Origin of the sequence: Amycolatopsis sp. EV170708-02-1, assembly GCF_022479115.1 — a bacterium.
In the GTDB taxonomy this organism is placed as follows: domain Bacteria; phylum Actinomycetota; class Actinomycetes; order Mycobacteriales; family Pseudonocardiaceae; genus Amycolatopsis.
In genome coordinates, this window is record NZ_CP092497.1 from 5,579,472 (window position 1) to 5,603,347 (window position 23,876).

The 23,876-nt window shown below is 71.7% G+C and carries 3 protein-coding genes and 1 pseudogene; 2 read left to right on the top strand and 2 right to left on the bottom strand.

Annotated elements, in window-relative coordinates:
* Position 1: 1 nt before the first annotated feature.
* Both MJQ72_RS25470 and MJQ72_RS25475 read left to right on the top strand, forming a co-directional pair.
* On the top strand, positions 2 to 1,432 hold the full coding sequence (locus tag MJQ72_RS25470) for a class I adenylate-forming enzyme family protein (protein ID WP_240593532.1): 1,431 nt from the start codon (positions 2 to 4) through the stop codon (positions 1,430 to 1,432).
* Between the two features lie 5 nt (positions 1,433 to 1,437).
* Positions 1,438 to 2,361 carry an ACP S-malonyltransferase gene (locus MJQ72_RS25475; RefSeq protein WP_240593533.1) on the top strand — a complete coding sequence of 308 codons (924 nt, stop codon included), beginning with the start codon at positions 1,438 to 1,440 and terminating at the stop codon, positions 2,359 to 2,361.
* 417 nt (positions 2,362 to 2,778) lie between these two features.
* On the opposite strand, the pseudogene MJQ72_RS25480 reads toward MJQ72_RS25475, so the two are convergent.
* Positions 2,779 to 8,517 (bottom strand): annotated as a pseudogene (locus MJQ72_RS25480) (type I polyketide synthase); the annotation flags it as partial.
* A gap of 55 nt (positions 8,518 to 8,572) precedes the next feature.
* Complete coding sequence (locus MJQ72_RS25485) at positions 8,573 to 23,875, bottom strand: type I polyketide synthase (RefSeq protein ID WP_240593535.1); 15,303 nt, start codon at positions 23,873 to 23,875, stop codon at positions 8,573 to 8,575.
* Between the last annotated feature and the right edge of the window lies 1 nt (position 23,876).

A 23,876-nucleotide genomic window follows, 5' to 3' on the forward strand; every position in this document is an offset into this window, starting at 1 on the left:
CATGTCCGCGAGACTCTTCGCCCTCGATTCCTTGCAGACGTTCGACGAGCTCGAACACAGCGCGCTGGGGGTGGCGGAGTCCCTCCGGGAGCGTGGCGTGACACCCGCGACCAGGGTGATGCTGAAGGCCGGGAATTCGGCCGCCTACGTGACCACGCTGCTGGCACTGATGCATGTCGGCGCGAGCATCGTGCTCGTCGACCAGCAGGAGAACGCCGCCGAAACCCAGCGGGTCTGCACCCAGGCCGGGGTCAAGATCAGCCTGGTCGACGAGGACGCGCCGCTGGTCACCGACGGCGCGCACACCCTGCTCTACGAACTGCTCGTCGCCGGGGCGTCCCAGGCCACCCGTGATCCGGAGCTGCGGGTGGGCCCGTGGTGCGAACTGCCGGACGGGCTGATCATGTACTCCTCCGGGTCGACCGGTGTGCCCAAGGGCGTGGTCAAGAACGGCGGACGGTTCCTGAAGAACCTTCGGCGCAACGCCGACCAGGTCGGCCACCACTCGGGTGACGTGCTGATGCCGATGCTGCCCTTTTCCCACCAGTACGGCCTGTCGATGGTGCTGATCGCGTGGCTGGTGCGCTGTTCGCTCGTGGTGGCGCCGTACCGGCGGATCGACCGTGCCCTGCGGATGGCGGGACAATGCGGCGTGACCGTGACCGACGGCACGCCTTCCACGTATCAGAGCATCCTCAACATCGTGAAGCGCAATCCCCGCTACGGCCTCGATCTGGCGGGGGTGCGCATGTTCTGCAGCGGCGCCGCTCCGCTGGGCTCGACGCTCAGCGAAGACTACGTCGCCTGGTTCGGCCTTCCGTTGCTGGACAGCTACGGCAGCACGGAACTGGGCAACCTCGCGTTCGCGACGCCCGAGAACCCGGTCGGCTGCGGCCGCGCGCTCCCCGGGCACGAACTGCGGATCCTCGACGACGAAGGCAACGCGCTCCCCGCAGGGCAGACCGGCGAGATCGTGATGCACTGCCCCGACATGATGGCGGGTTACCTCGCCGCGGACGGCTCCCTGGAGCCGGCGGAGCAGGGCTGGCGGCACACCGGCGATTTCGGTTACCTGGACGAGAACGACAACCTGTTCGTGGTGGGTCGCAAGTTCGCCGTTCACCGCAAGGGACACACGCTCTATCCGGAGATCATCGAGCACAAGGTCACCGAAGCGCTGTGCCCGGTCAAGGTGATCCCGCTGCCGGACGAACGGCGCGGCTGTCAGCTGGCGTTCTTCGTCGAAGACCCCCTCGGCCACGACGGCAGGCACTGGCGTACCCGCATCGCCGAGGTCCTGCCGGAGTTCGAGCGGCCGGACCGCATCCGGGTCGTCGACCGTTTTCCGCTGAACCGCAACGGAAAACCCGACAAGAAGCGGATGACGGAACTCGCGCTGAACGAGCCGGCCACTTCACCGAAGGCCGGCTGAGCGACGTGACCGACGAACGCACCGCCCTGGTCTTCCCGGGAATGGCCCCCACGAGAGCCGGGGACGTGAGCCGTTTCCTGATGATCAACCGGAATGCCCGGGAACGGCTCGCGACGGCCGAGGACGTCCTCGGCCGTCGCCTGCTCGGCCCGGCCCGCGAAGACGGCGATGTGTACGACGAGGCCGCGCAGGTCGTCTTCATGCTGACGTGTCTTTCCCTCGCGGAGTGGGCCGAAGACGCCCTCGGGGTGAAACCCGAGATCTGCGCCGGTCCCAGCTTCGGCCAGAAGGCGCTGACCGCGTACACGGGCGTGCTGTCGTTCGAGGAGACCGTCCGGCTCACCGCGGAGCTCTCGCGGTGCGAAGTGTCCTACTTCGAAAGCGACTATTCCGACGTCGTGACCCACTGTTTCGTCCGGACTCCGGAAGAGGGTTTCGCCGAGGTCCTTGCCGAACTGAAGGACGAGTTCCACGACGTATCGGGCGTCATCGACAAGGGCTTCTACCTGCTTTCGGTGCGGGAGAAGGCTTTGGAGCGGGTGAAGGCGCGAGTGCGGGCGATCGGCGGCTACTCGATGCACACCATGCGGCCGCCCGTGCACTCCACCTTCTTCAGCGGTTTGCGCCGACGCGCCGAGGAGGAAGTGCTCTCCGGTTTCACCCTTCGCGACCCCGAACTGCCGGTGGTCGCGGACCAGGACGGCGCGCTCCTGGACTCCGCGGCAGGGGTGCGCCGGATGCTGCTCGACACCTTCGACCGGCCGATCGACTGGCCGTCGATGGTCGCGACCTTGCGGGCGCAGGGGGTGACGTCGTTGTGCTTCTCCGGACCGGACAATCTGTTCCACCGGGTGGACAGCACGGTGGCGAACTTCGCGGTGCGGACGGTGACTCCGGAAATGGCTTTGAAGCCGCGGAGCCGCGCTTAGTACTTGGTGAGCGGGGAGGTGGCGTGATCGTCAGCTGGGCTGAAGGGGACTTTCGCTGCGTCTGATGCGGTGATGGGCCCCTTCGCGTCTTGCTGGGCGCGTCGGGGTGCCGCCGATCATGACGCCACCCTTGTCTTACGGTCAATAATACTTGGTGAGTGGGGAGGATTTCGGACGTTCAGCGTCCGGAATCCTCCCCACTCAGCAGGCACCCCCGTACCGTTCGTCCCGATCCGCTCCGACCCGAACGCCACTCACGACCTGTATCCGACCGCGCCGAAGGCTCCTTTCCTCGCATAAGACGCGGCGAAGGGAGCCTTCAGCCCACGCACCCCACGAACCCGACACAAGCGCCGGTCCGTGAAGGCCTCCTTGAGGGACTCTGGGTCCCTCAAGGAGGCCTTCACGGACCGACCACTACGACAGCCGCCCCAGCCACTCCCGGACGGCGTCGGCGGTCGTCGCCGCATGCTTCTCCAGCATGGTGAAGTGATCCCCCTCGACGTCGACCGTGTCATGCGGCAACGCCCAGCCGGACCGCCATCCGGCCCGGTCGCGCCAAGCTTCCAGCGGCTCCGAGGCCCGCACCAGCAAGGTCGGCACAGCGGTCGGCGCGGGCACGTAGTCGGCGAAAAGGCGCAGGTAGGCCCCCATCGCGGTGAGCCGCGCGTCGTCACCGAGGCCGGTTTCGGCGCCGGTGAGCCGGTCGCGGATGCCGTCCAGCGCGTGTTCGTCCTGCGGGTAGACGTCGATCAGCACGAGCGCGCGGGGCGCGGGGCCCGCTTCCTCCAGATGCCTCGCCAGCGCGTGGGCGAGCGGGCCGCCCGAGGAGTGGGCCACCAGCACCACCGGGTCACCGGCTTCGCGGAGGATCGCGTCCGCCTGCGCGTGGAGGACCGCCTCGATCGAGTCCGGCAGCGGCTGCCCGTGCCCGAATCCGGGCACCGGGACGACGGAGACGTCCTGCACGTCCCGGAACGACGCGGCGAAGCGCGCGTACTCGTGCGCGCCCGAGCCTGCCAGCAGGGAAGGGACGCAGACCAGTTCGGGACCAGACGGCCCTTTCGCGAGCCGGACCGGTTGCAGGTTCTGGTCCGGCGCGGTGTCGACGGTGAACGACGGCCGGTAGCGCGACGCCTGCGCGGCCAGCGCGACGAACTGCGCGACCTCGTCGAGTTCGACAGCGCGGGCGAACATCGCGCCGAACACGCCCGTGGCCGCGGGTGGCGCCTCGGGCTGCCGGTCGGAGGCCGAGAAGTCACCGGAGATCCGGTCCGCGACGGCGAGCGGCGTCGGGTGGTCGAAGACCAGCGACGGCGGGAGCCGCAGGCCGGTCGAGGACGCCAGCCGGTTGCGCAGGTCGACGGCGGTGAGCGAGTCGAAGCCGAGTTCGAGGAAGGCGGCCCCGGCATCGATGGCGCCGGCACCGTCGTGGCCGAGGACGGCCGCGACCTGACCGCGCACCAGCTCCAGGATCTCCGCGTCGCGGGCGTCCGTGTCCAGTCCGGCGAGCCGTGCGCGGAACGCGCCGCCGCCGTCGGGCGCGCGCCGGGCACGGGCGCGGACGAGCCCGCGCAGCAACGGCGGGATCTCCTCGGCGTGGAGCGCGGTGAGGTCGAGCCGCATCGGGACGGTCAGCGTCCGCCCGGTGGCGAGCGCGGCGTCGAACAGGTCCAGACCCTCCTCTGTGGACAGTCCGGTGAGCCCGGCCCTCGCCATCCGGTCGACGTCGGCGGAATCGGTCATGGCGCTGGTGGTCGCCCACAGGCCCCACGCCAGCGACGTCGCGGCGGCGCCGTCCGCCCGGCGGCGTTCCACCAGCGCGTCCACGAACGCGTTGGCCGCGGCGTACCCGGACTGCCCCGGATTGCCGAAGACCCCGGCCGCCGAGGAGAACATCACGAAGGGCGCGGCGCCGGGCAGGAGTTCGTGCAGGTTCACCGCGGCGTCCACCTTCGGCGCGAGCACCCGGTCGAGCCGCTCGGGGGTCTGCGCGGTGATCAGCCCGTCGTCGAGGACGCCGGCGGCGTGCACCACACCGGTCACCGGATGCGCGGCCAGCACCTGGCTCAGCGCCTCGCGGTCGGCCGCGTCGCACGCCAGGATCCGGACCTCGGCGCCCAGCCCGGCGAGTTCGTCCGCCAGCTCCGCCGCGCCGGGCGCGGACGCGCCGGAACGGCTCAGCAGCACCAGCGAACGGACGCCGTGCGTCACCACGAGATGCTTCGCGACGGCCGCGCCGAGAAGGCCGGTGCCGCCGGTGATCAGCACGACGTCGCCGTCGCTCCACGGCCGCGCGGGGCCGGGCTCGGGGACCCGGACGAGCCTCGGGACGAAGCTGACCCCGTCGCGAACCACGACCTGGGCTTCCCCGGCGGGCAGCGCCGCGGGGACGGCTCCGTCCACGAGCACGAACCGGCCGGGGTGCTCGGACTGCGCCGAGCGCACGAGGCCCCACACCGCGGCCGCCACCGGATCCGGGCGTTCGGTGGCGATCCCGCCTCGGGTGGCCACCACGAGCGGCCCGTCCCCGGGTTCGTCGAGCCATGTCCGGACGCGTTCGAGCGCCGCACCCAGCACGGTGCGGAGATCCCCGGACTCGCAGTGCCACACCGCCGCGTCGTGCGGCTCGGTCGCGCCCGCGGGCACCCAGTCCAGGCCGAACAAGGACTCGCGATACCCGCCGAGGCCGGACACCGACACCGGCCGCAGCAGCAGGCCGTCCACGTCGGCGACCGGCAGGCCTTCGGCGTCGGCCACGGTCAGCGCGACGCCGTCCGCCGACGGCCGCAGCCGCACCCGCAGGGCCGTCGCACCCCGCGACCACAGCCGGACCCCGGAGAACGCGAACGGGAGCCGAAGCCCCTCCTCGTCCTCGGGAAGCACCCCCAGCGCGATCCCGTGGAGCGCGCCGTCCAGCAACGCGGGATGCAGGCCGAAGGCCGGGGCGTCGCCGGTCTGGGCTTCGGGCAGGTCGATTTCGGCGAAGACCTCGTTCTCGCGGCGCCAGGCGGAGCGAAGTCCTTGGAACGCCGGGCCGTATTCGAGGCCCGCGTTCGCGAGTTCGTCGTACAGCGTCTCGACGCCGACGCGTTCCGCCCCGGACGGCGGCCACTCCGCGAGCGGGGTCGGCACGCCGTCCGTTTCGGGCAGCAGTACGCCGTGGGCATGCCGGGTCCAGGGTTCGTCGCCGCGGCGGGAGTACACGCCGACCTCGCGGCGGCCGTCGATGTCCGCGTCGCCGAGTTCGACCGAGAGCCGGACGTCAGTGCCTTCTTCGAGCACGAGCGGGGCTTCGAGGGTCAGTTCGTCGAGTACCGCGCAGTCCACCAGGGTGCCGGCGGCCAGCACGAGTTCCACGAAAGCGGTGCCGGGCACCAGCACCGTCCCGGACACGGCGTGATCGGCGAGCCAGGGATGGGTTTCCAGCGAGATCCGGCCGGTGTACAGCAGGCCACCGGCCCCGGGGACCGCGACGACGGCGCCGAGCAGCGGATGGTCCACCACCGTCTGCCCGAACGCCGACGCGTCCCCGGCGACGGCGCCCGCTTCGAGCCAGAACCGCTTGCGCTGGAACGGATACGTCGGCAGATCGACCCATTCCGCCGCCGGGAGGATCGACGACCACTCCGGGCTCAGGCCGTGCACGTGGGCTTCGGCGAGCGACAGAACGAACCGCTCCGCGCCACCCTCGCCCCGACGCAAACTCCCCAACGCCACAACGTCTTCACTGATACCAGGCACCAGCACCGGATGCGGACTCGCCTCCACGAAAAACCGGAAACCATCCTCCCGCAACCGATCCACCGTCTTCGAGAACTGAACCGTCCCCCGCAGATTCCGGAACCAATACCCAGCATCCAACTCCAGAGGCTCATCGGTCACCGTCGAATAAAACGGAATCACCGGCTCCCGCGGCGAAATACCCGCCAACGCCGACACCACATCTTGCTCGATCGCATCCACATGCGCCGAATGCGACGCGTAATCCACCGGAATCCGCTTCGCCCGCACATCCAGCAGCTCACACCGCTTGACCAACGCATCCAACCCAGCGACATCACCCGACACCACCACCGACGCGGCACCGTTCACCGCCGCCACCGACACACCCTCCGGCAACAACTCCCGCACCCGGTCCTCAGCAGCGGCCACCGACACCATGCCACCGAGACCCGACAACGCCAGAATCGCCTTACTCCGCAAACACACAACCCGCGCCGCATCCTGAAGCGACAACGCACCAGCCACACACGCCGCAGCGATCTCACCCTGCGAATGACCCACCACCGCAGCAGGCTCCACCCCACACGCCCGCCACAACCGCGCCAACGACACCATCACCGCGAACAACACCGGCTGCACCACATCAACCCGCTCCAACGCAACCGCGTCGGACAACACCTCGGACAACCGCCAGTCCACAAAGGACGAAAGCGCCGATTCACACTCGGCCATCGACTCCGCGAACACCGGAGCAGCCGACAACAGCTCCTCCGCCATCCCCACCCACTGCGAACCCTGACCCGGGAACACGAAAACGGCCTTGCCCTGCTGCGCGACGCCTTCGACCAGGAGGCTCGACGGCTCTCCGGCGGCGAGCGCGTCCAGCGCGGGGCGCGGATCACCGACGATGGCCGCCCGGTGCCCGAACAGTGGTCGCGCGGCGAGCGTGGCGGCCGCACCCGGGAGATCCACAACGGACCGAAGCTGGGCCGCCCTGGTACGCAAGGCTTCCGGTGTCCGGGCCGACAGCAGCCACGGCGTCGCACCGGTCACCACCGGCGGCCGGGGTTCGGCCTCCTCGGCGGCCGGGGCGGCTTCGAGGACGACGTGCGCGTTCGTGCCGCTGATACCGAACGACGACACCGCGGCCCGGCGAGGACGGTCGAGTTCGGGCCACGGCCGCGCCTCGGCCAGCAGGGAGACCGCGCCCGCGCTCCAGTCCACATGCGACGACGGGGTCTCCGCGTGGAGGCTGCGCGGCAGAGTCCCGCTTCGCAATGCCTGCACCATTTTGATGATCCCGGCGACCCCGGCCGCGGCCTGCGTGTGGCCGAGGTTCGACTTGATCGACCCGAGCCACAACGGCCGATCGGCCGGCCTGCCCTTGCCGTAGGTCGCGAGCAACGCCTGCGCCTCGATCGGGTCGCCCAGGGTGGTGCCGGTGCCGTGCGCCTCGACGACGTCGACGTCCGCCGTCGTCAGCCGGGCGTCGGCGAGCGCCTCGCGGATCACCCGCTGCTGGGACGGGCCGTTCGGGGCGGTCAGGCCGTTCGACGCGCCGTCCTGGTTCACCGCCGATCCGCGCAGGACCGCGAGAACCGGATGGCCGTTGCGCCGCGCGTCGGAAAGCCGTTCCACCAGCAGCATCCCGGCGCCCTCGGCCCAGCCCGTGCCGTCCGCCTCCTCGGCGAAGGGTTTGCAGCGGCCGTCCGGGGCCATTCCGCGCTGACGGCTGAACTCGACGAACGTTCCGGGGGTGAACATCACCGTCACCCCGCCGGACAGCGCGAGGTCGCATTCGCCCCGGCGCAGCGCCTGGGCGGCGAGGTGCAGGGTCACCAGCGAAGACGAGCACGCGGTGTCCACGGTGAGCGCCGGGCCTTCGAACCCGAAGGTGTAGGACACCCGGCCGGAGGCGATGCTGCCGGAGTTCCCGGTGCCGAGGTAGCCGCCGACCTCGTCGGGGATCTCGGTCAGCCCGGAGACGTAGTCGTGGTACATCAGCCCGGCGAACACCCCGGTCCGGCTGCCCTTCAGCGAGCCGGGATCGATCCCCGCCCGCTCGATGGCCTCCCACGACGTCTCCAGCAGGAGCCGCTGCTGCGGATCCATCGCCAGCGCCTCGCGCGGCGAGATCCCGAAGAACGCCGGGTCGAACTCGGCGACGTCGTGCAGGAAACCGCCCTGCGAAACGTAACTCGTGCCCTGCTTGTCCGGGTCCGGGTCGTACAGCGCTTCGAGGTCCCAGCCACGGTCGACCGGGAATCCGCTGATCCCGTCGCCGCCGGTTTCGACCATCCGCCACAGGTCCTCCGGCGAGGTGACCCCGCCGGGATAGCGGCAGGCCATCCCGACGATGGCGATCGGTTCGCTGCCCGCGGCTTCGGTCTCCTTCAGGCGTTTGCGGGTTTCGTGGAGATCCGCGGTGACCTGCTTGAGGAAGTACCGGAGTTTGTCCTCGGTGTCTTTCATTTCCGCCCCCAAGTCAGGAGATCCCGAGTTCCTTGCCGATGAATTCGAACATTTCGTCGTCCGAGGCGTCTTCGAGCCGATCCGCCACGGATTCGGTGCCCTCGCCCGGATCGCAGGCCGCGAGCAGGGCACGCAGCCGGTCCTTGACCTTGCCGCGGATCGCGTCGTCCGGGCTTCCCCCGGCGAACGCCGCCTCCAGCCGGTCGAGTTCCGCCAGCACCCCCAGCGGCGGTGGCGCGTCGTCCACGACGATCTCCGCGCCGACCAGTTCCGCCACCGCGGTGGTGGTCGGATGGTCGAAGACCAGCGTCGCGGGCAGCCGCAGGCCGGTGGCCTCGTTGACCCGGTTGCGCAGTTCGACCGCGGCGAGCGAGTCGAACCCGAGTTCCGTGAACGCCTTGGCCGGATCGACCTGTTCGGGGCCGGCGTGCCCGAGGACCGCGGCGACATGCGTGGCGACGAGGTTCAGCAGTGCCGCGGCGCGTTCCTCCCCGGTCATCCCGGCCAGCTCGGCCTTGAGCGCGTCCCCGGTCGGCGAACCGGCGGTCTCGGCGCGTTTGCCGGTACCGCGGATCAGGCCGCGCAGCAGGGGCGGGACGTCGGCGCCGAGGCCGGCCCGCAGGGTGGCGAGGTCCAGCCGCATCGGCAACAGGACCGGTTCGGCCGCCGTCACCGCGAGGTCGAACAGCGCCAGTCCCTCCTCTGTGGACAGTGCGCCCGCGCCGGAGGCCGTCATCCGGTCCAGGTCGCGTCCGGACATGCCGCCCGCCATCCCGTCACCGGCCCAGAGGCCCCAGGCGAGCGACGTCGCGGGCAGCCCCTGCGCACGGCGATGCCGGGCGAGCGCGTCGAGGAACGCGTTGGCCGCCGCGTAGTTCGCCTGTCCCGGATTGCCGAAGGTGCCCGCCGCGGAGGAGAACAGCACGAACTCGTCGACGTCGCCCGCCAGTTCGTGCAGGTTCACCGCGGCGTCGACCTTCGGCCGCAGGACGGCGTCGAGCCGTTCCGGGGTGAGGCCGTCGAGGACGACGTCGTCGAGCACACCGGCGGCGTGGACGACGCCGGTCACCGGGTGCTCGGCCAGAAGTCGTTGCAGCGCTTCACGATCGGCCGCGTCGCAAGCGACCACCGCGACCTCGGCGCCCAGATCGCGCAGTTCGCCGGCCAGCTCGCCCGCGCCCGGCGCGTCCGGGCCGCGGCGGCCGGCGAGCACCAGCCGCGTCTTCCCGTGCGCGGTGACCAGATGCCGGGCCAGTGCCGCGCCGAGCGCGCCGGTGCCGCCGGTGATCAGCACGGCCCCGTCCGTCGGCGCCTTGTCTTCCGCGGCCGTCACGGCCGGTTTGATCAGCCGCGGCGCCTTCACCGTGCCCTCGCGCAACTCCAGCTGCGGTTCGCCGGAGGCGAGGGCGGGCAGCAGCACGCGATACGACGCGTCCTGTTCGTCGAGGTCGACCAGTACGAACCGGCCGGGGTGCTCGGATTGCGCCGAGCGGACCAGGCCCCAGATCACCGCCTGCGCCGGTTCGTCGACGGCACCACCGGTGACCAGCACCAGCCGGGAACCGGCGAACCGGTCCTCGGCCAGCCACGCACGGACCAGGTCCAGCGTTCGGTGGGCGGCGGTGTGCGCGGCGGCGGCCAGGCCTTGGCTGTGGTCCGGCGCGCAAGACACGAAGACCAGCTCTGGCACCCGATCGGTCACGTCGGCCAGATTCGCGTGAGCCTGCCCGCGATAGCCGGCGGCGGTGAGCGCGGCGTCGAGTTTGTAGTCGTCCACACCGACGACGGCCCAGCTCGCGGCCACCGGGGCGGTGGGATCGAGCGGGACCGGCGCCCAGGCCAGGCCGAACAGCGACTCGTGGCTGCCCTGCCGCCCGCCGATCTGCTCCAGCGAGACCGGACGCAGCGTCAGGGCGTCCACTGTGGCCACCAGCCTGCCGGTCTCGTCGGCGGCGACCAGCGAGACCGCGTTCTCCCCCGCCGGGGACAGCCGGACCCGCAGGGCGCGCGCACCGGAGGCGTGAAGCCGGACGCCGGACCAGGCGAACGGCAGGCGCACACGGCCGGCCGCCACGTCGGCCTCCTGCTCGCCTCCTCCGGCGAAGCCCAGGGCATGCAAGGCGGCGTCGAGCAACGCCGGATGCAGGCCGAAGCCCTCGGTCGTGGTGTCCTCGGGTAGGTCGACCTCGGCCCAGATGTCGTCCCCGCGCCGCTGGGCGGAGCGGAGTCCCTGGAAGACCGGGCCGTACTCGAGACCGGCGGCGGCCAAGCCGTCGTAGAGGCCGTCGGTTTCGACGGTCTCGGCGTCGGCGGCCGCCCATGCCGACAGATCGAACGGCGCGCTCGCCGCCAGAGGTGACACGGTGCCGGTGGCGTGGCGGATCCAGTCGCCCTCCTCGGGGCGGGAGTAGACGTCCAACGCGCGCCTGCCGGACTCGTCCGGTGCGGCGGCGACGATCCGCAGCGCCGTACCGCCGTGGTCCGGCAGCACCAGCGGCGCTTCCAGGGTCAGTTCGTCGATGGCCGCGCAACCGGTCAGCTCACCGGCTCGCAGCGCGAGTTCGACGAACGCCGTACCCGGCAGGAGGGTCGTCCCGGCGACGACGTGGTCGGCCAGCCACGGCTGCTCCTGCACCGACAGCCTGCCGGTAAACAGCACCGCATCGCTGTCCGGCGCCTCGACCGCCGCACCGAGCAGCGGATGCCCGGCGGGCGACTGCCCCAGTCCGGTGACGTCGCCGACCGCGGGCGCGGCGGGCCGCAGCCAGAACCGCTCGTGCTGGAAGGCATAGGTGGGCAGATCGATCTTCCGGCCGGGGAGCGCCTTCGCCCAGTCGACCCGGGCACCGTCGACGTGCAGCCGCGCGAGCGCGACGACGAACGACTCGACATCCGACCGGCCGGCGCGCAGCGACGGCACGAACAGCGGGGCGTCCACAGTGGACTCGTCCGTGACGCAGTGCTCGCCGAGGGCGGTCAGCGGCGCGTCCGGGCCGAGTTCCAGGTAACGCCGGACGCCGTGCGCCTCCAGCGTCCGGACCGCGTCACAGAATCGCACCGCGTCCCGCACGTGCCGGACCCAATACTCGCTCGACCGTGCTTCGTCGCCGGTCAGCGGCTCGCCGGTCAGTGTGGACACCAGCGGGATCCGCGGTTCGGCGGCCGAAATCCCGTCGAGCACGGCGCGGAACTCGCCGAGCATCCCGTCCATGAGCGGCGAGTGGAACGCGTGGCTCACGGTGAGCCGTTTGGTCTTGCGGCCGCGTTCGGCGAACCCGGCGGCCAGCGCGGTCACGGCGGCCTCTTCGCCGGAGACGACCACCGACACCGGGCCGTTGATCGCGGCGATCGACACGGTCTCGTCGTCGACCAGCGGCCGGATCTCCTCCTCGGTGGCCTGGACGGCGATCATCGCACCGCCCGGCGGTAGCGCCTGCATGAGCCTGCCTCGCGCGGCGACCACGGTGCAGGCGTCCTCCAGCGACCAGACCCCGGCGACGTGGGCCGCCGCCAGTTCCCCGATCGAATGCCCGGCCAGGAAGTCCGGCCGGATGCCCCGGCCCTCGGCGAGCCGGAACAGCGCGACCTCGAAGGCGAACATCGCGCACTGGGTGTATTCGGTGCGGTCGACCAGGTCACCGGCGAGCGCCTCGCGCAGCGGGCGGTCCAGCAGGGCGTCGAAACGCGCGCAGATCTCGTCGAAGACTTGAGCGAAGACGGGGCAGGCAGCCGAGAGCTCGTCGGCCATCCCGGCGCGCTGGCTGCCCTGGCCGGTGAAGAGGAACGCGAGTTTCCCGCCCGGTTTCGCCACACCGGTGACGAAGTCGCCCGGTTCTCCCCCGGCCAGCGCGGCCAGCGCGTCGAGCAGCCCGTCGCGGTCACCGGCGGTGACCACCGCCCGGTGCTCGAAAAGTCCCCGTGTCGCGAGGGTGTGCGCGACGTCGGCGAGCTCGGGCGCGTCTCCGGTCAGCAACCGGGCACGCGTCCTGGCCGCCTGCCCGCGCAAAGCGTCCTGGGTCTTGGCGGACAACGGGAAGGCGAGTACGTCCGGCTGACCGGCCGGTGCCGCGTCCCCGGAGCCGTCCGCTTCGAGGACGGCGTGCGCGTTGGTCCCGCTGATCCCGAACGACGAAACCCCGGCGCGCCGAGGACGTCCGGTGTCCGGCCACTCACGTGCTTCGCTGAGCAGGGAGACCGCGCCTTCGGACCAGTCCACATGGGACGATGGTTCTTCGGCGTGCAGGGTGCGCGGCAGGATCCCGTGGCGCATGGCCTCGATCATCTTGATCACCCCCGCCACCCCGGCGGCGGCCTGTGTGTGACCGAGGTTGGACTTCACCGAGCCGAGCCACAACGGCTCCTCCCGATCCTGCCCATAGGTGGCCAGCAGAGCCTGCGCCTCGATCGGGTCACCGAGTGTCGTCCCGGTCCCGTGCGCCTCGACGGCGTCCACATCGGACGGACGCAAGCCCGCCTGTGCCAGTGCCTGACGGATCACGCGTTGCTGCGACGGCCCGTTCGGCGCGGTGAGCCCGTTCGACGCGCCGTCCTGGTTCACCGCCGTGCCCCGCAGGACGGCCAGCACCCGCCTGCCGTTGCGGCGGGCGTCCGAAAGCCGTTCCAGCAGCAGCATGCCGACGCCCTCGCCCCAGGCCGTGCCGTCCGCGGTCTCGGAGAACGCCTTGATCCGGCCGTCGGGCGCCATCCCGCGCTGGCGGCTGAACTCGATGAAAGTGTCCGGAGTGGACATCACCGCGACACCGCCGGCCAGCGCCAGGCCGCATTCGCCCTGCCGCAGCGCCTGCGCCGCCAGATGCATCGCGACCAGCGAGGACGAACACGCCGTGTCGATGCTGACCGCCGGGCCTTCCAGCCCGAAGGCGTAGGCGAGACGTCCCGAGATCACGCTGCCCGAGTTCCCCGTGCCGAGGTAGCCCTCCAGATCCGCCGGGATCTCGGTGAGTCGCGAAACGTAGTCGTGGTACATCGCCCCGGCGAACACACCGGTCGCGGAGCCGCGCAGGGTGGCCGGGTCGATCCCGGCGCGTTCGAAGGCCTCCCAGGACGTCTCCAGCAGCAACCGCTGCTGCGGGTCCATCGCCAGCGCCTCACGCGGCGAGATCCCGAAGAACCCGGGGTCGAAGTCCCCGGCGTCGTGCAGGAATCCGCCGTAGCGGGTGCAGGAGGTGCCCGGCCTGCTGACCTCGGGGTCGTACAGGCCTTCGACGTCCCAGCCCCGGTCCGCCGGGAACGGGGTGATGCCGTCACGGCCTTCGCTGACCAGACGCCAGAGGTCTTCCGGGGACCGGACACCGCCGGGGAACCGGCAGGCCATGCCGACGATGGCGATCGGTTCGTCGACCGGTGCCGTGGTGACGGCGGCGGCCGCCGCCGCGCCGCCGGACAGTTCCTCCCGCAGGCGGGAGACCACCGCGTCGGAGCTCGGGTGATCGAACACGAGGGTGGCGGGCAGGCGCAGGCCGGTCGCCGAGTTCAGCCGGTTCCGCAGGTCCACCGACGTGAGCGAATCGAAGCCGAGTTCGGTGAACGCCCGGTCCGACGGCACGTCCTCCGGGCCGGAGTAGCCCAGCACCGCGGCGACCTGTGTCCGCACGAGTTCGAGCAGGCGCGCGTCACGGTCCTCTTCGGACAGTCCCGCGAGCTGCCGCTTCCACGCCGACGCCCCGGCGGAGCGCCGCGCGGGCGCCTTGATCAGCCCGCGCAGCAGGGACGGCACGTCGGAGCCGAGTTCGGCGCGGAGCGCGGCGACGTCGAGCTTCATCGGCAGGACGACGCCGTCGGCCGCGGTGTCGAACAGGCGCAGCCCTTCTTCGGTGGTGAGGCCGGAACCGGTGAGCCTCGCGACGGCGGCGGAAGCGTCCATCCCGTCGTCGGTGTCCCACAGGCCCCAGGCCAGTGACCGGGCCGGGAGCCCGTTGGCCACCCGGTGCTGTGCCAGCGCGTCCAGGAAGGCGTTCGCCGCGGCGTAGTTCGCCTGCCCGGCGTTGCCGAACGTTCCCGCCGCCGACGAGAACAGCACGAACTCGTCGACGTCGCCCGCCAGTTCGTGCAGGTTCAGCGCCGCGTCGGCCTTGGGCCGTAGGACGGCGTCGAACCGTTCGGGGGTCAGGCTGCCGACCAAGCCGTCGTCGAGGACGCCGGCCGCGTGCACCACGGCGGTGAGCGGATGTCCGGGGTCGATCCCGGCCAGCAGCCGCGCGAGGGCTTCCCGGTCGGCGACGTCGCAGGACTCCAGGACCGCGGAGGCGCCGAGCCCGGTCAGTTCGGCCAGCAGGTCCTCGGCGCCGGGGGCGGTCGCGCCGCTGCGGCTGACCAGGAGCAGGTGCCGCACGCCGTGTCCGGAGACCAGGTGCCGGGCCAGCGATCGGCCCAGCGCGCCGGTGGCCCCGGTGAGCAGGACGGTCCCGGCCGGGTCGAAACGCGGTGTGGCACTGGAGGGCGCGCCCTTCGCCAGACGCGGCGCCCAGAGCTTCCCGTCGCGGATGGCCAACTGTGACTCGCCGGTGGCGACGGCCCCGGCCAGGTCCGCTGTGTCGGTGTCGGTGTCGGTGTCGGTGTCGACGAGCACGATCCGGCCCGGGTGCTCGGACTGCGCCGACCGCACCAGCCCCCAGACGGCGGCGCGGGCGAGATCACGCGTGTCCTCTCCCGCCACCGACACGGCGCCGCTGGTCAGCACGACCAAGGTGGCGTCGCTTTCGTCGGCGAGCCAGGATTGGAGCGCCGCAAGCGTTTGCGCCGTCGCCTCGTGCACGTCCGTCACACTGTCCACTTCGGACCGGACGACATATGCGACGTCCGCGGCACGGGCACGGACCGGGACCCACTCCACCCGGAACAGCGAGTCGGCGCCGCCACCGAACGCGGCGGGGTCGACCCGGCGGACGGTCAGCCCGGCGACGGTCGCCACCGGCGCCCCCGCCCCGTCCGCGATCGTCAGGGAGAGCGTGTCGTCCTTCGCGGTGAGCCGGACGCGCAGGCTCGTGGCGCCGAGGCCGGTGAACGAGACACCCGACCACAGGAAGGGCAGCCGGGCCCCGCCTTCGGTGCTCAGCGCGCCGAGCCCGGCGGTGTGCAGGGCAGCGTCCAGCAGCGCCGGGTGCAGGCCGAACCGGGCGGCGTCGCCGTGGTGACGTTCGTCGAGATCGATCTCGGCGTACACCGTCGTGCCGTCGCGCCAGGCGGCGCGGACACCTTGGAACACCGGGCCGTAGTTCAGGCCCGCGTCGGCGAGCGCGTCGTACAGGCCGTCGACGTCGGTCTCGTCGGCGGCGGGCGGCCACGACGTCAGGTCGGCGGGGGCGGCGCCGGTGTCCTCGGTCAGCGTCCCGACCGCGTGGCGGATCCAGGGTTCGTCGTCGTCGGCGCGGGAATGCACGCTGACCGCGCACGCGCCGGTGTCGTCCGGTTCGCGGACCCACACGCGCAGCTCGACACCGCCGTGCTCCGGCAGGACCAGCGGGCTCTCCAGGGTGAGTTCGTCGAGGACGACGTGGCCGTGCCGCCGTCCGGCGGCGAGCGCCAGATCGACGAACGCGGTTCCGGGCAGGAGCACGGTCTCCCCGACGGCATGGTCGGCGAGCCAGGGCTGGGCCGAGAGCGACAGCCTGCCAGTGAAGACGGTCCCGCCGGAATCCGGCAGGGTCACCGCGCCACCGAGCAGCGGATGCCCGGCGTCGGCCAGTCCCGCCGCGGTCAGATCGCCGGCCGCGGCACCCGCGTCGAGCCAGAACTCCGTGCGCTGGAAGGCATACGTGGGCAGATCCACCCGGCGGGCACCGGCGCACCACGGGCCCCAGTCGACGTCGGCGCCGTGGACGTGCAGTCCGGCCACCGCCGTCAGCAGGGTCGTCACCTCGGGTTTGTCGCGTCGCAGGGCGGGGACGACGACCGCGTCCTCCAGGCTGTCCTGGGCCATCGCGGTCAGCACGCCGTCCGGACCGATCTCCAGGAACCGCGTGACACCTTCGGCTTCCAGGAACTTCACCGAATCGTGGAACCGCACCGCGTCACGGACGTGACGGACCCAATAGTCCGAAGTGGACACATCCGCCAGACCACCCGACACGATCGGAATCCGCGGCGCCGCATACGACAGGCCGTCGGCGACCGCGCGGAACTCCTCCAGCATCGGCTCCATCAACGGCGAATGGAAGGCGTGGCTGACCACGAGCCGCTTGTGCTTGCGGTCCTCGAACCGAGAGACCACAGCGGCGACGGCGTCTTCGTCACCCGAGACGACCACCGATTCCGGGCCGTTGACGGCGGCGATCGACACCCGATCGGTCAGCAGCGGGGTCACCTCGGCTTCCGTCGCCCTCAGCGCCACCATCGCGCCGCCCGTGGGCAGCGCCTGCATCAACCGACCACGAGCAGACACCAAAGTCACCGCGTCGTCGAGGGACAGCACACCCGCGACATGCGCGGCGGCGATCTCACCGACCGAATGCCCCGCCAGGAAGTCCGGCCGGACACTCCAGCTCTCCACCAACCGGAACAGCGCCACCTCAAGAGCGAACAACGCACACTGCGTGTTCGCGGTCTGGTTCAGTTCGTCGGCCGTCAAGTCCTTGATCGGCTGCTCGAACCGGGAACACACCTCGTCGTAAGCCTCGGCGAACACCGGGAAGCGCTCAGCCAGCTCAATACCCATCCCGAGCCGCTGGCTGCCCTGACCGGTGAACAGGAACGCCGTCCGGCCGGTGTGCCGGGCCGTTCCCCGGACGATCCCCTCGGCGGTCTCGCCGTGCGCGAGCGCGTCCAGTGCGGCCAGGAGACCGTCGCGGTCACCGGCCACGAGCGCGGCCCGGTGCTCCAGATCCGCCCGAGCCGTAAGGGAGAACGCGACGTCCGTCGCGCTCAGGCCGGGATTGGCCAGCAGATGGTCGTGGAGGCGGGCCGCCTGCGCGCGCAACGCTTCCTCGGTCTTGCCGGACAGCGGCCACGGCGCGACATCCTGGCTTCCGGACGCGGCGGCTTCCGGCTCGACGGCCTCGATGATCGTGTGCGCGTTGGTCCCGCTGATCCCGAACGACGACACCCCGGCGCGTCGCGGACGTCCGGTGTCCGGCCACTCCCTCGTCTCGGTGAGCAGGGAGACCGCGCCATCGGACCAGTCCACATGGGACGAAGGCTCATCGACATGCAACGTCCTGGGCAGCACGCCGTGCCGCATCGCCTCGACCATCTTGATCACACCCGCGACACCGGCGGCCGCCTGCGTGTGCCCGAGGTTCGACTTCACCGAACCCAGCCACAACGGCTCCTCACGATCCTGCCCGTACGTGGCCAGCAAAGCCTGCGCCTCGATCGGATCGCCAAGAGTCGTTCCCGTACCGTGCGCTTCCACGGCGTCCACATCGGACGGACGCAAGCCCGCCTGCGCCAAAGCCTGACGGATCACGCGCTGCTGCGACGGCCCGTTCGGCGCCGTCAAGCCGTTCGACGCGCCGTCCTGGTTCACCGCCGAACCGCGGACCACGGCCAGCACCCGGTGGCCGTTGCGGCGGGCGTCCGAAAGGCGCTCCAGCAGGAGCATGCCGACGCCTTCGCCCCAGCCGGTGCCGTCCGCGGCCTCGGCGAAGGATTTGCACCGGCCGTCGGTGGCCATCCCACGCTGTCGGCTGAACTCGACGAAGGTGTTCGGCGTCGCCATCACGGTCACGCCCCCGGCGAGCGCGAGCGAACATTCGCCCTGCCGCAAAGCCTGTCCGGCGAGGTGCATCGCGACCAGCGAGGACGAACAGGCCGTGTCGATGCTCACCGCGGGGCCTTCCAGCCCGAACGTGTAGGCCAGCCGTCCCGAGATCACGCTGCCCGAGTTGCCCGTGCCGAGATAGCCCTCGACGTCCTCCGGCACGGAGTTCAGCCGCGCCGCGTAGTCGTGGTACATCACCCCGGCGAAGACGCCGGTCTTGCTTCCCCGCACCCCGTGCGGATCGATCCCGGCGCGTTCGAAGACCTCCCACGACGTCTCCAGCAGCAACCGCTGCTGCGGATCCATCGCCAGCGCCTCGCGCGGCGAGATCCCGAAGAACGCCGCGTCGAATTCGCCCGCGTCGTGCAGGAAACCGCCCTCGCGGGCGTAACTCTTGCCTGCCTTGCCGGGGTCCGCGTCGTAGACGTCGTCCCAGCCCCGGTTGACCGGGAACGACGAGACCCCGTCACGGCCGGTGGCCACGAGATCCCACAGCTCTTCCGGAGAAGTGACACCGCCTGGATAGCGGCAGGCCATGCCGATGATCGCGATCGGCTCGTCGACCGGACTCGTGCGCACCGGCGTTTCCGGTGCTTCCGCGAGCCCGCTCCCGGCGAGCCCCTCCAGCAGGTGTTCGGCGAGCACGAGCGGTGTCGGGTAGTCGAAGACGAGGGTCGCGGCCAGCCGCAGGCCGGTGGCCTCGGTCAGCCGGTTGCGCAGTTCGACCGCCGCCAGCGAGTCGAAGCCGAGCTCCTGGAACGGTTTCCCGGCGTCGATCGCCGCCGAGCCGAGGTGGCCCAGCACGATGGCGACATGTGTCCGCACGATCTCCAGCAGTTCCCGGCTCCGTTCGGCAGGGGCGAGCGCGGCCAGCCGGTCGGCGAGCGCACCGGCCGAACCGGTGACGGCGGCGCGGCGGGTGGGCCGGATCAGGCCGCGCAGCAACGGCGGCACGTCGCCGCCGAGCCGCGCACGCAGCGCGGGCAGATCGAGCCGGATCGGGACGAGCGCGGCGTCGCCGAGCGCCGTCGCGGCGTCGAAGAGCGCCATGCCGTCCTCTGTGGACAGAGCAGGGAAGCCGGGGCGGGAGCCGAGCGAGTCGCCCATTCCGGCGGCCCACATCCCCCACGCCAGTGCCGTGCCGGGCAGGCCGTTCGCGTGCCGATGCCGGGCGAGGGCGTCGAGGAAGGCGTTCGCGGCGGCGTAGTTCGCCTGTCCTTCGTTGCCGAACACTCCGGCGGCGGAGGAGAACAGGACGAGTTCGGTGTCGCCGAGCAGCTCGTGCAGATGTACGGCGGCGTCCACTTTGGACTTCAGGACGGCGGTGAGCCGCTCCGGCGTCAGGTCACCGAGGAGGCCGTCGTCCAGCACACCCGCCGCGTGCACGGCGAGGGCGATCGGCTGATCGGCGAGCAGGGCGGCGAGCGCGTCCCGGTCGGCGGCGTCGCAGGCTTCGATCCGGACGTCGGCGCCGAGCGCGGTCAGCTCACGGAGGAGGATGTCCGCACCGGGGGCCGCCGCACCGCGACGGCTGGTGAGCAGCAGCCGCCGCACACCGCGCGACCGCACCAGATGCCGGGCGAGGTCCGCGCCGAGCGCGCCGGTGCCGCCGGTGACCAGCACCGTCCCCGCGATGTCGCCGGGTTCGGCGGAGGCACGCGAGGCGCGAACGAGCCGGGCACCGGACAGGACGCCTTCGCGGAGCATGAGTTCGGGTTCGCCGGTGGCGACGGCGGCCGCGACGAGTTCGCTCGTGGGCTCGATGTCGGTGTCGAGGAGCACGAACCGGTCCGGGAACTCTTCCTGCGCCGTGCGCACGAGGCCCCAGACGGTGGCCTGCGCCGGATGCGGCACGGCCTCCCCGACGGCACCACTGGTCAGGAAGACGAGTTTCGGGCCGCCTTGATCGGCACGCACCAGTTCGAGCGCGCGGACCGCGGCCGCGTGGGCGTCGCCGAGCAGGTCACCGGTGTACCCGGTGAACGAGGCCACGACGTGCTCAGCGGATTCGGCGGGCATGGCGAGCGGCTGCCAGTCCACCCGGAACAACGCGTCGCGCACCGGGTTCCGGGAGGTGAGAGCGCCCGACGGGACCGCGCGGACGAGGAGGCCGTCGGCGGTGAACACCGGCCGCCCCTCCGGATCCGCGACGGCCAGCGCGATCGTGTCCGGCCCCGCGGGGGTCAGCCGCACGCGGATCGCCTTCGCTCCGAAGGCCCTCAGGCTCACGCCGGACCACGAGAACGGGAGCCGGGCTTCGGTGGCGTCCAGTGCGCCGAGTCCGGCGGCGTGCAGGGCCGAGTCGAGCAGGGCCGGGTGGATCCCGAAGCGGGCCGCGTCGGCCTTCTCGGCGTCGGCCAGCTCGATTTCGGCGTAGACGGCCGATTCATGGGTCCAGGCGGCGCGGACGCCTTGGAAGGCGGGCCCGTAGTCGAGGCCGACCTCGGCGAGCGCGCCGTACAGGCCGTCGATCGCGACCGGCTCGGCGCCTTCGGGCGGCCACGCGGCGAGGCTGAAGTCGGTGTCGGGGAAGCCGGGGGCGAGGACACCGGTGGCGTGGCACGACCATTCGGCGTCGGCGGCCTCGGGGCGGGAGTGGACGCCGACCGTGCGCCTGCCGGTCTCGTCCGGCGCGCCGACGACGAGTTGCAGGCTGAGCGCGTCGTGTTCGGGCAGGACGAGGGGTTCGCGCAGGGTCAGTTCCTCCACGATCCCGCAGTCGACCTTGTCCCCGGCGTGCAGGACGAGGTCGACGAACGCGGTGCCCGGCAGCAGGACGTGTCCCGCGACCACGTGCCCGGCCAGCCACGGCTGCGCGGCGAGGGAAAGCCGCCCGGTGAGCAGCACACCGTGCGCGTCGGCCATCGTGACGACGGCTCCGAGCAGCGGGTGATCGGTGGCGCCCAGGCCGAGGCTCGCCGCGTCACCCTCGGCGTTCAGCGGGCCGTCCAGCCAGAACCGGCGGTGCTGGAAGGCATAGGTGGGCAGGTCGACGCGGCGGGCACCGGCGAGCAGCGGCGTCCAGTCGACGGCCGCCCCGTGGACGTGCAGCGTGGAGACCGCGGCGAGCAGCGTGACGTCTTCCGCGCGGTTGCGGCGCGTGGCCGCGACGACGACCGCGTCCCCCGCGCTTTCCTTGGCCATCGCGGTCAGGACGGCGTCCGGACCGATCTCCAGGAACCGGGTGACGCCCTCGGCTGCCAGGAACTTGACCGAATCGTGGAATCGCACCGCATCACGGACGTGCCGGACCCAATAGTCCGAAGTGGACACATCGACCTTGCCACCGGACACGATCGGAATCCGCGGCGCTGCGTACGACAGGCTTTCGGCGACCGCGCGGAACTCGTCGAGCATCGGTTCCATCAGCGGAGAATGGAACGCGTGACTCACGGCGAGCCGCTTGTGCTTGCGGTCCCCGAACCGGGACACCACGGCGGCGACAGCGTCTTCGTCGCCGGAAAGGACCACGGACTCCGGGCCGTTGATCGCCGCCAGCGAAACCCGGTCCGTCAGCAGCGGGACGACCTCGGCCTCGGTCGCCTGCAACGCCACCATCGCGCCGCCGGTGGGCAAGGCCTGCATCAGGCGGCCTCGCGCCGACACCAGCTTCACGGCGTCATCGAGACTGAACACGCCCGCGACATGGGCCGCCGCGATCTCGCCGATCGAGTGGCCCGCCAGGAGATCGGGCTTGACGCCCCAGCTCTCCACCAGCCGGAACAGCGCCACCTCGAAGGCGAACAACGCGCACTGCGTGTTCGCCGTCTGGTCCAGCTCCTCGGTGGACAGTTCGCCGACCGGCAGCTCGAACCGGGCACACAGCTCGCGGAAGGCCTCGGCGAACACCGGGAACCGCTCGGCCAGTTCCCGGCCCATCCCGCGCCGCTGGCTGCCCTGACCGGTGAACAGGAACGCCGTCCGGCCGTCGGCCGCGACGCCGTGGGTGACCCCGGCGGTGGTGGCGCCGGCGGCGAGGATGTCCAGTCCGGCGAGCAGCTGGTCCCGGTCGGCCGCGACGATCGCACCCCGGTGCTCGTGCAGCACGCGGGTGGTGGCGAGCGACGCGGCGATGTCGGCGACGCTCAGCTCCGGCCGGGCGAGGACGTGCGAGCGCAGCCGCGTGACCTGGTCGCGCAGCGCTTCCGCGGTCTTGGCGGACAGGACCGCGGGCACGGCGCCGGTGGGCGGCACGCCCGCGACGTCTTCGCTCTCGGGAGCCTGCTCGATGATGGTGTGCGCGTTGGTGCCGCTGACCCCGAACGAGGAAACGCCGGCGCGGCGGGGCTGCCCGGTCTCGGGCCACTCACGTGCTTCGGTGAGCAGTTCGACGGCACCGGCCGACCAGTCCACTTTGGACGAAGGATCGTCCGCGTGCAGGGTGCGCGGCAGGACACCGTGCCGGATCGCCTGCACCATCTTGATCACGCCGCCGACGCCGGCGGCGGACTGGGAATGCCCGATGTTCGACTTCAGCGAGCCCAGCCACAGCGGCCGGTCCGCGGACTTCTCCCGGCCGTAGGTGGCCAGCAGCGCCTGCGCCTCGATCGGGTCGCCCAGGGTGGTCCCGGTGCCGTGGCCCTCCACGACGTCGACCTGCCCGGCCGAAAGCCGCGCGTTCTCCAGGGCCTGCCGGATGACCCGCTGCTGCGACGGGCCGTTCGGCACACTGAGACCGCTGCTCGCCCCGTCCTGGTTGACAGCGCTGCCGCTGACGACGGCGAGCACCGGGTGGCCGAGCCGCTGCGCGTCGGAAAGCTTCTCCACCAGGAGCATCCCGACGCCCTCGGCCCACGACGTGCCGTCCGCTCCGTCCGAATAGGACTTGCAGCGGCCGTCCGCGGCGAGCCCCCGCTGGCGGCTGAAGTCGACGAAAGTGTCCGGTGTGGACATCACCGCGACACCGCCGGCGAGCGCCATCGTGCATTCGCCCTGCCGCAGCGCCTGCGCCGCCAGATGCAGTGCAACCAGCGAAGACGAGCACGCGGTGTCGATCGTCACCGCCGGGCCCTCCAGCCCGAAGGTGTAGGCGACCCGCCCGGAAACGACGCTGCCCGAGTTCCCGGTGCCGAGGTAGCCCTCGAGCTCCTCCGGGATGGCGGCGAGCCGGGAGACGTAGTCGTGGTACATCACCCCGGCGAACACTCCGGTCCGGCTGCCCCGCAGGGACCCGGGGTCGATACCCGCGCGTTCGAAGGTCTCCCAGGAGATCTCCAGCAGCAGCCGCTGCTGCGGGTCCATGGCGAGTGCTTCCCTCGGCGAGATCCCGAAGAAGGCCGGGTCGAATTCGCCCGCTCCGTCGAGGAAACCGCCCTCGCGGCAGTACGAGGTGCCGGGCTTCTCCCCCGTCGGGTCGTACAGCGCGGACAGGTCCCAGCCCCGGTCGGCCGGGAACCCGGAGATCCCGTCGCGACCCTCGGCGACCAGCTCCCACAGATCCTCCGGCGACCGCACGCCACCGGGGAACCGGCAGGCCATCCCGATGATGGCGATCGGCTCGTGGCCGCGGTCCTCGGCCTCCTTCAGCCGTCGCCGGGTCTCCCGCAGGTCGGCGGTCGCGCGCTTGAGGTAGTCGAGGTACTTGTCTTCGTTCGCCACG

What these genes read in the sequence shown, in the direction of transcription:
- MJQ72_RS25470 (WP_240593532.1), top strand. Translation starts at nt 2, where the DNA reads ATGTCCGCGAGACTCTTCGCCCTCGATTCCTTGCAGACGTTCGACGAG.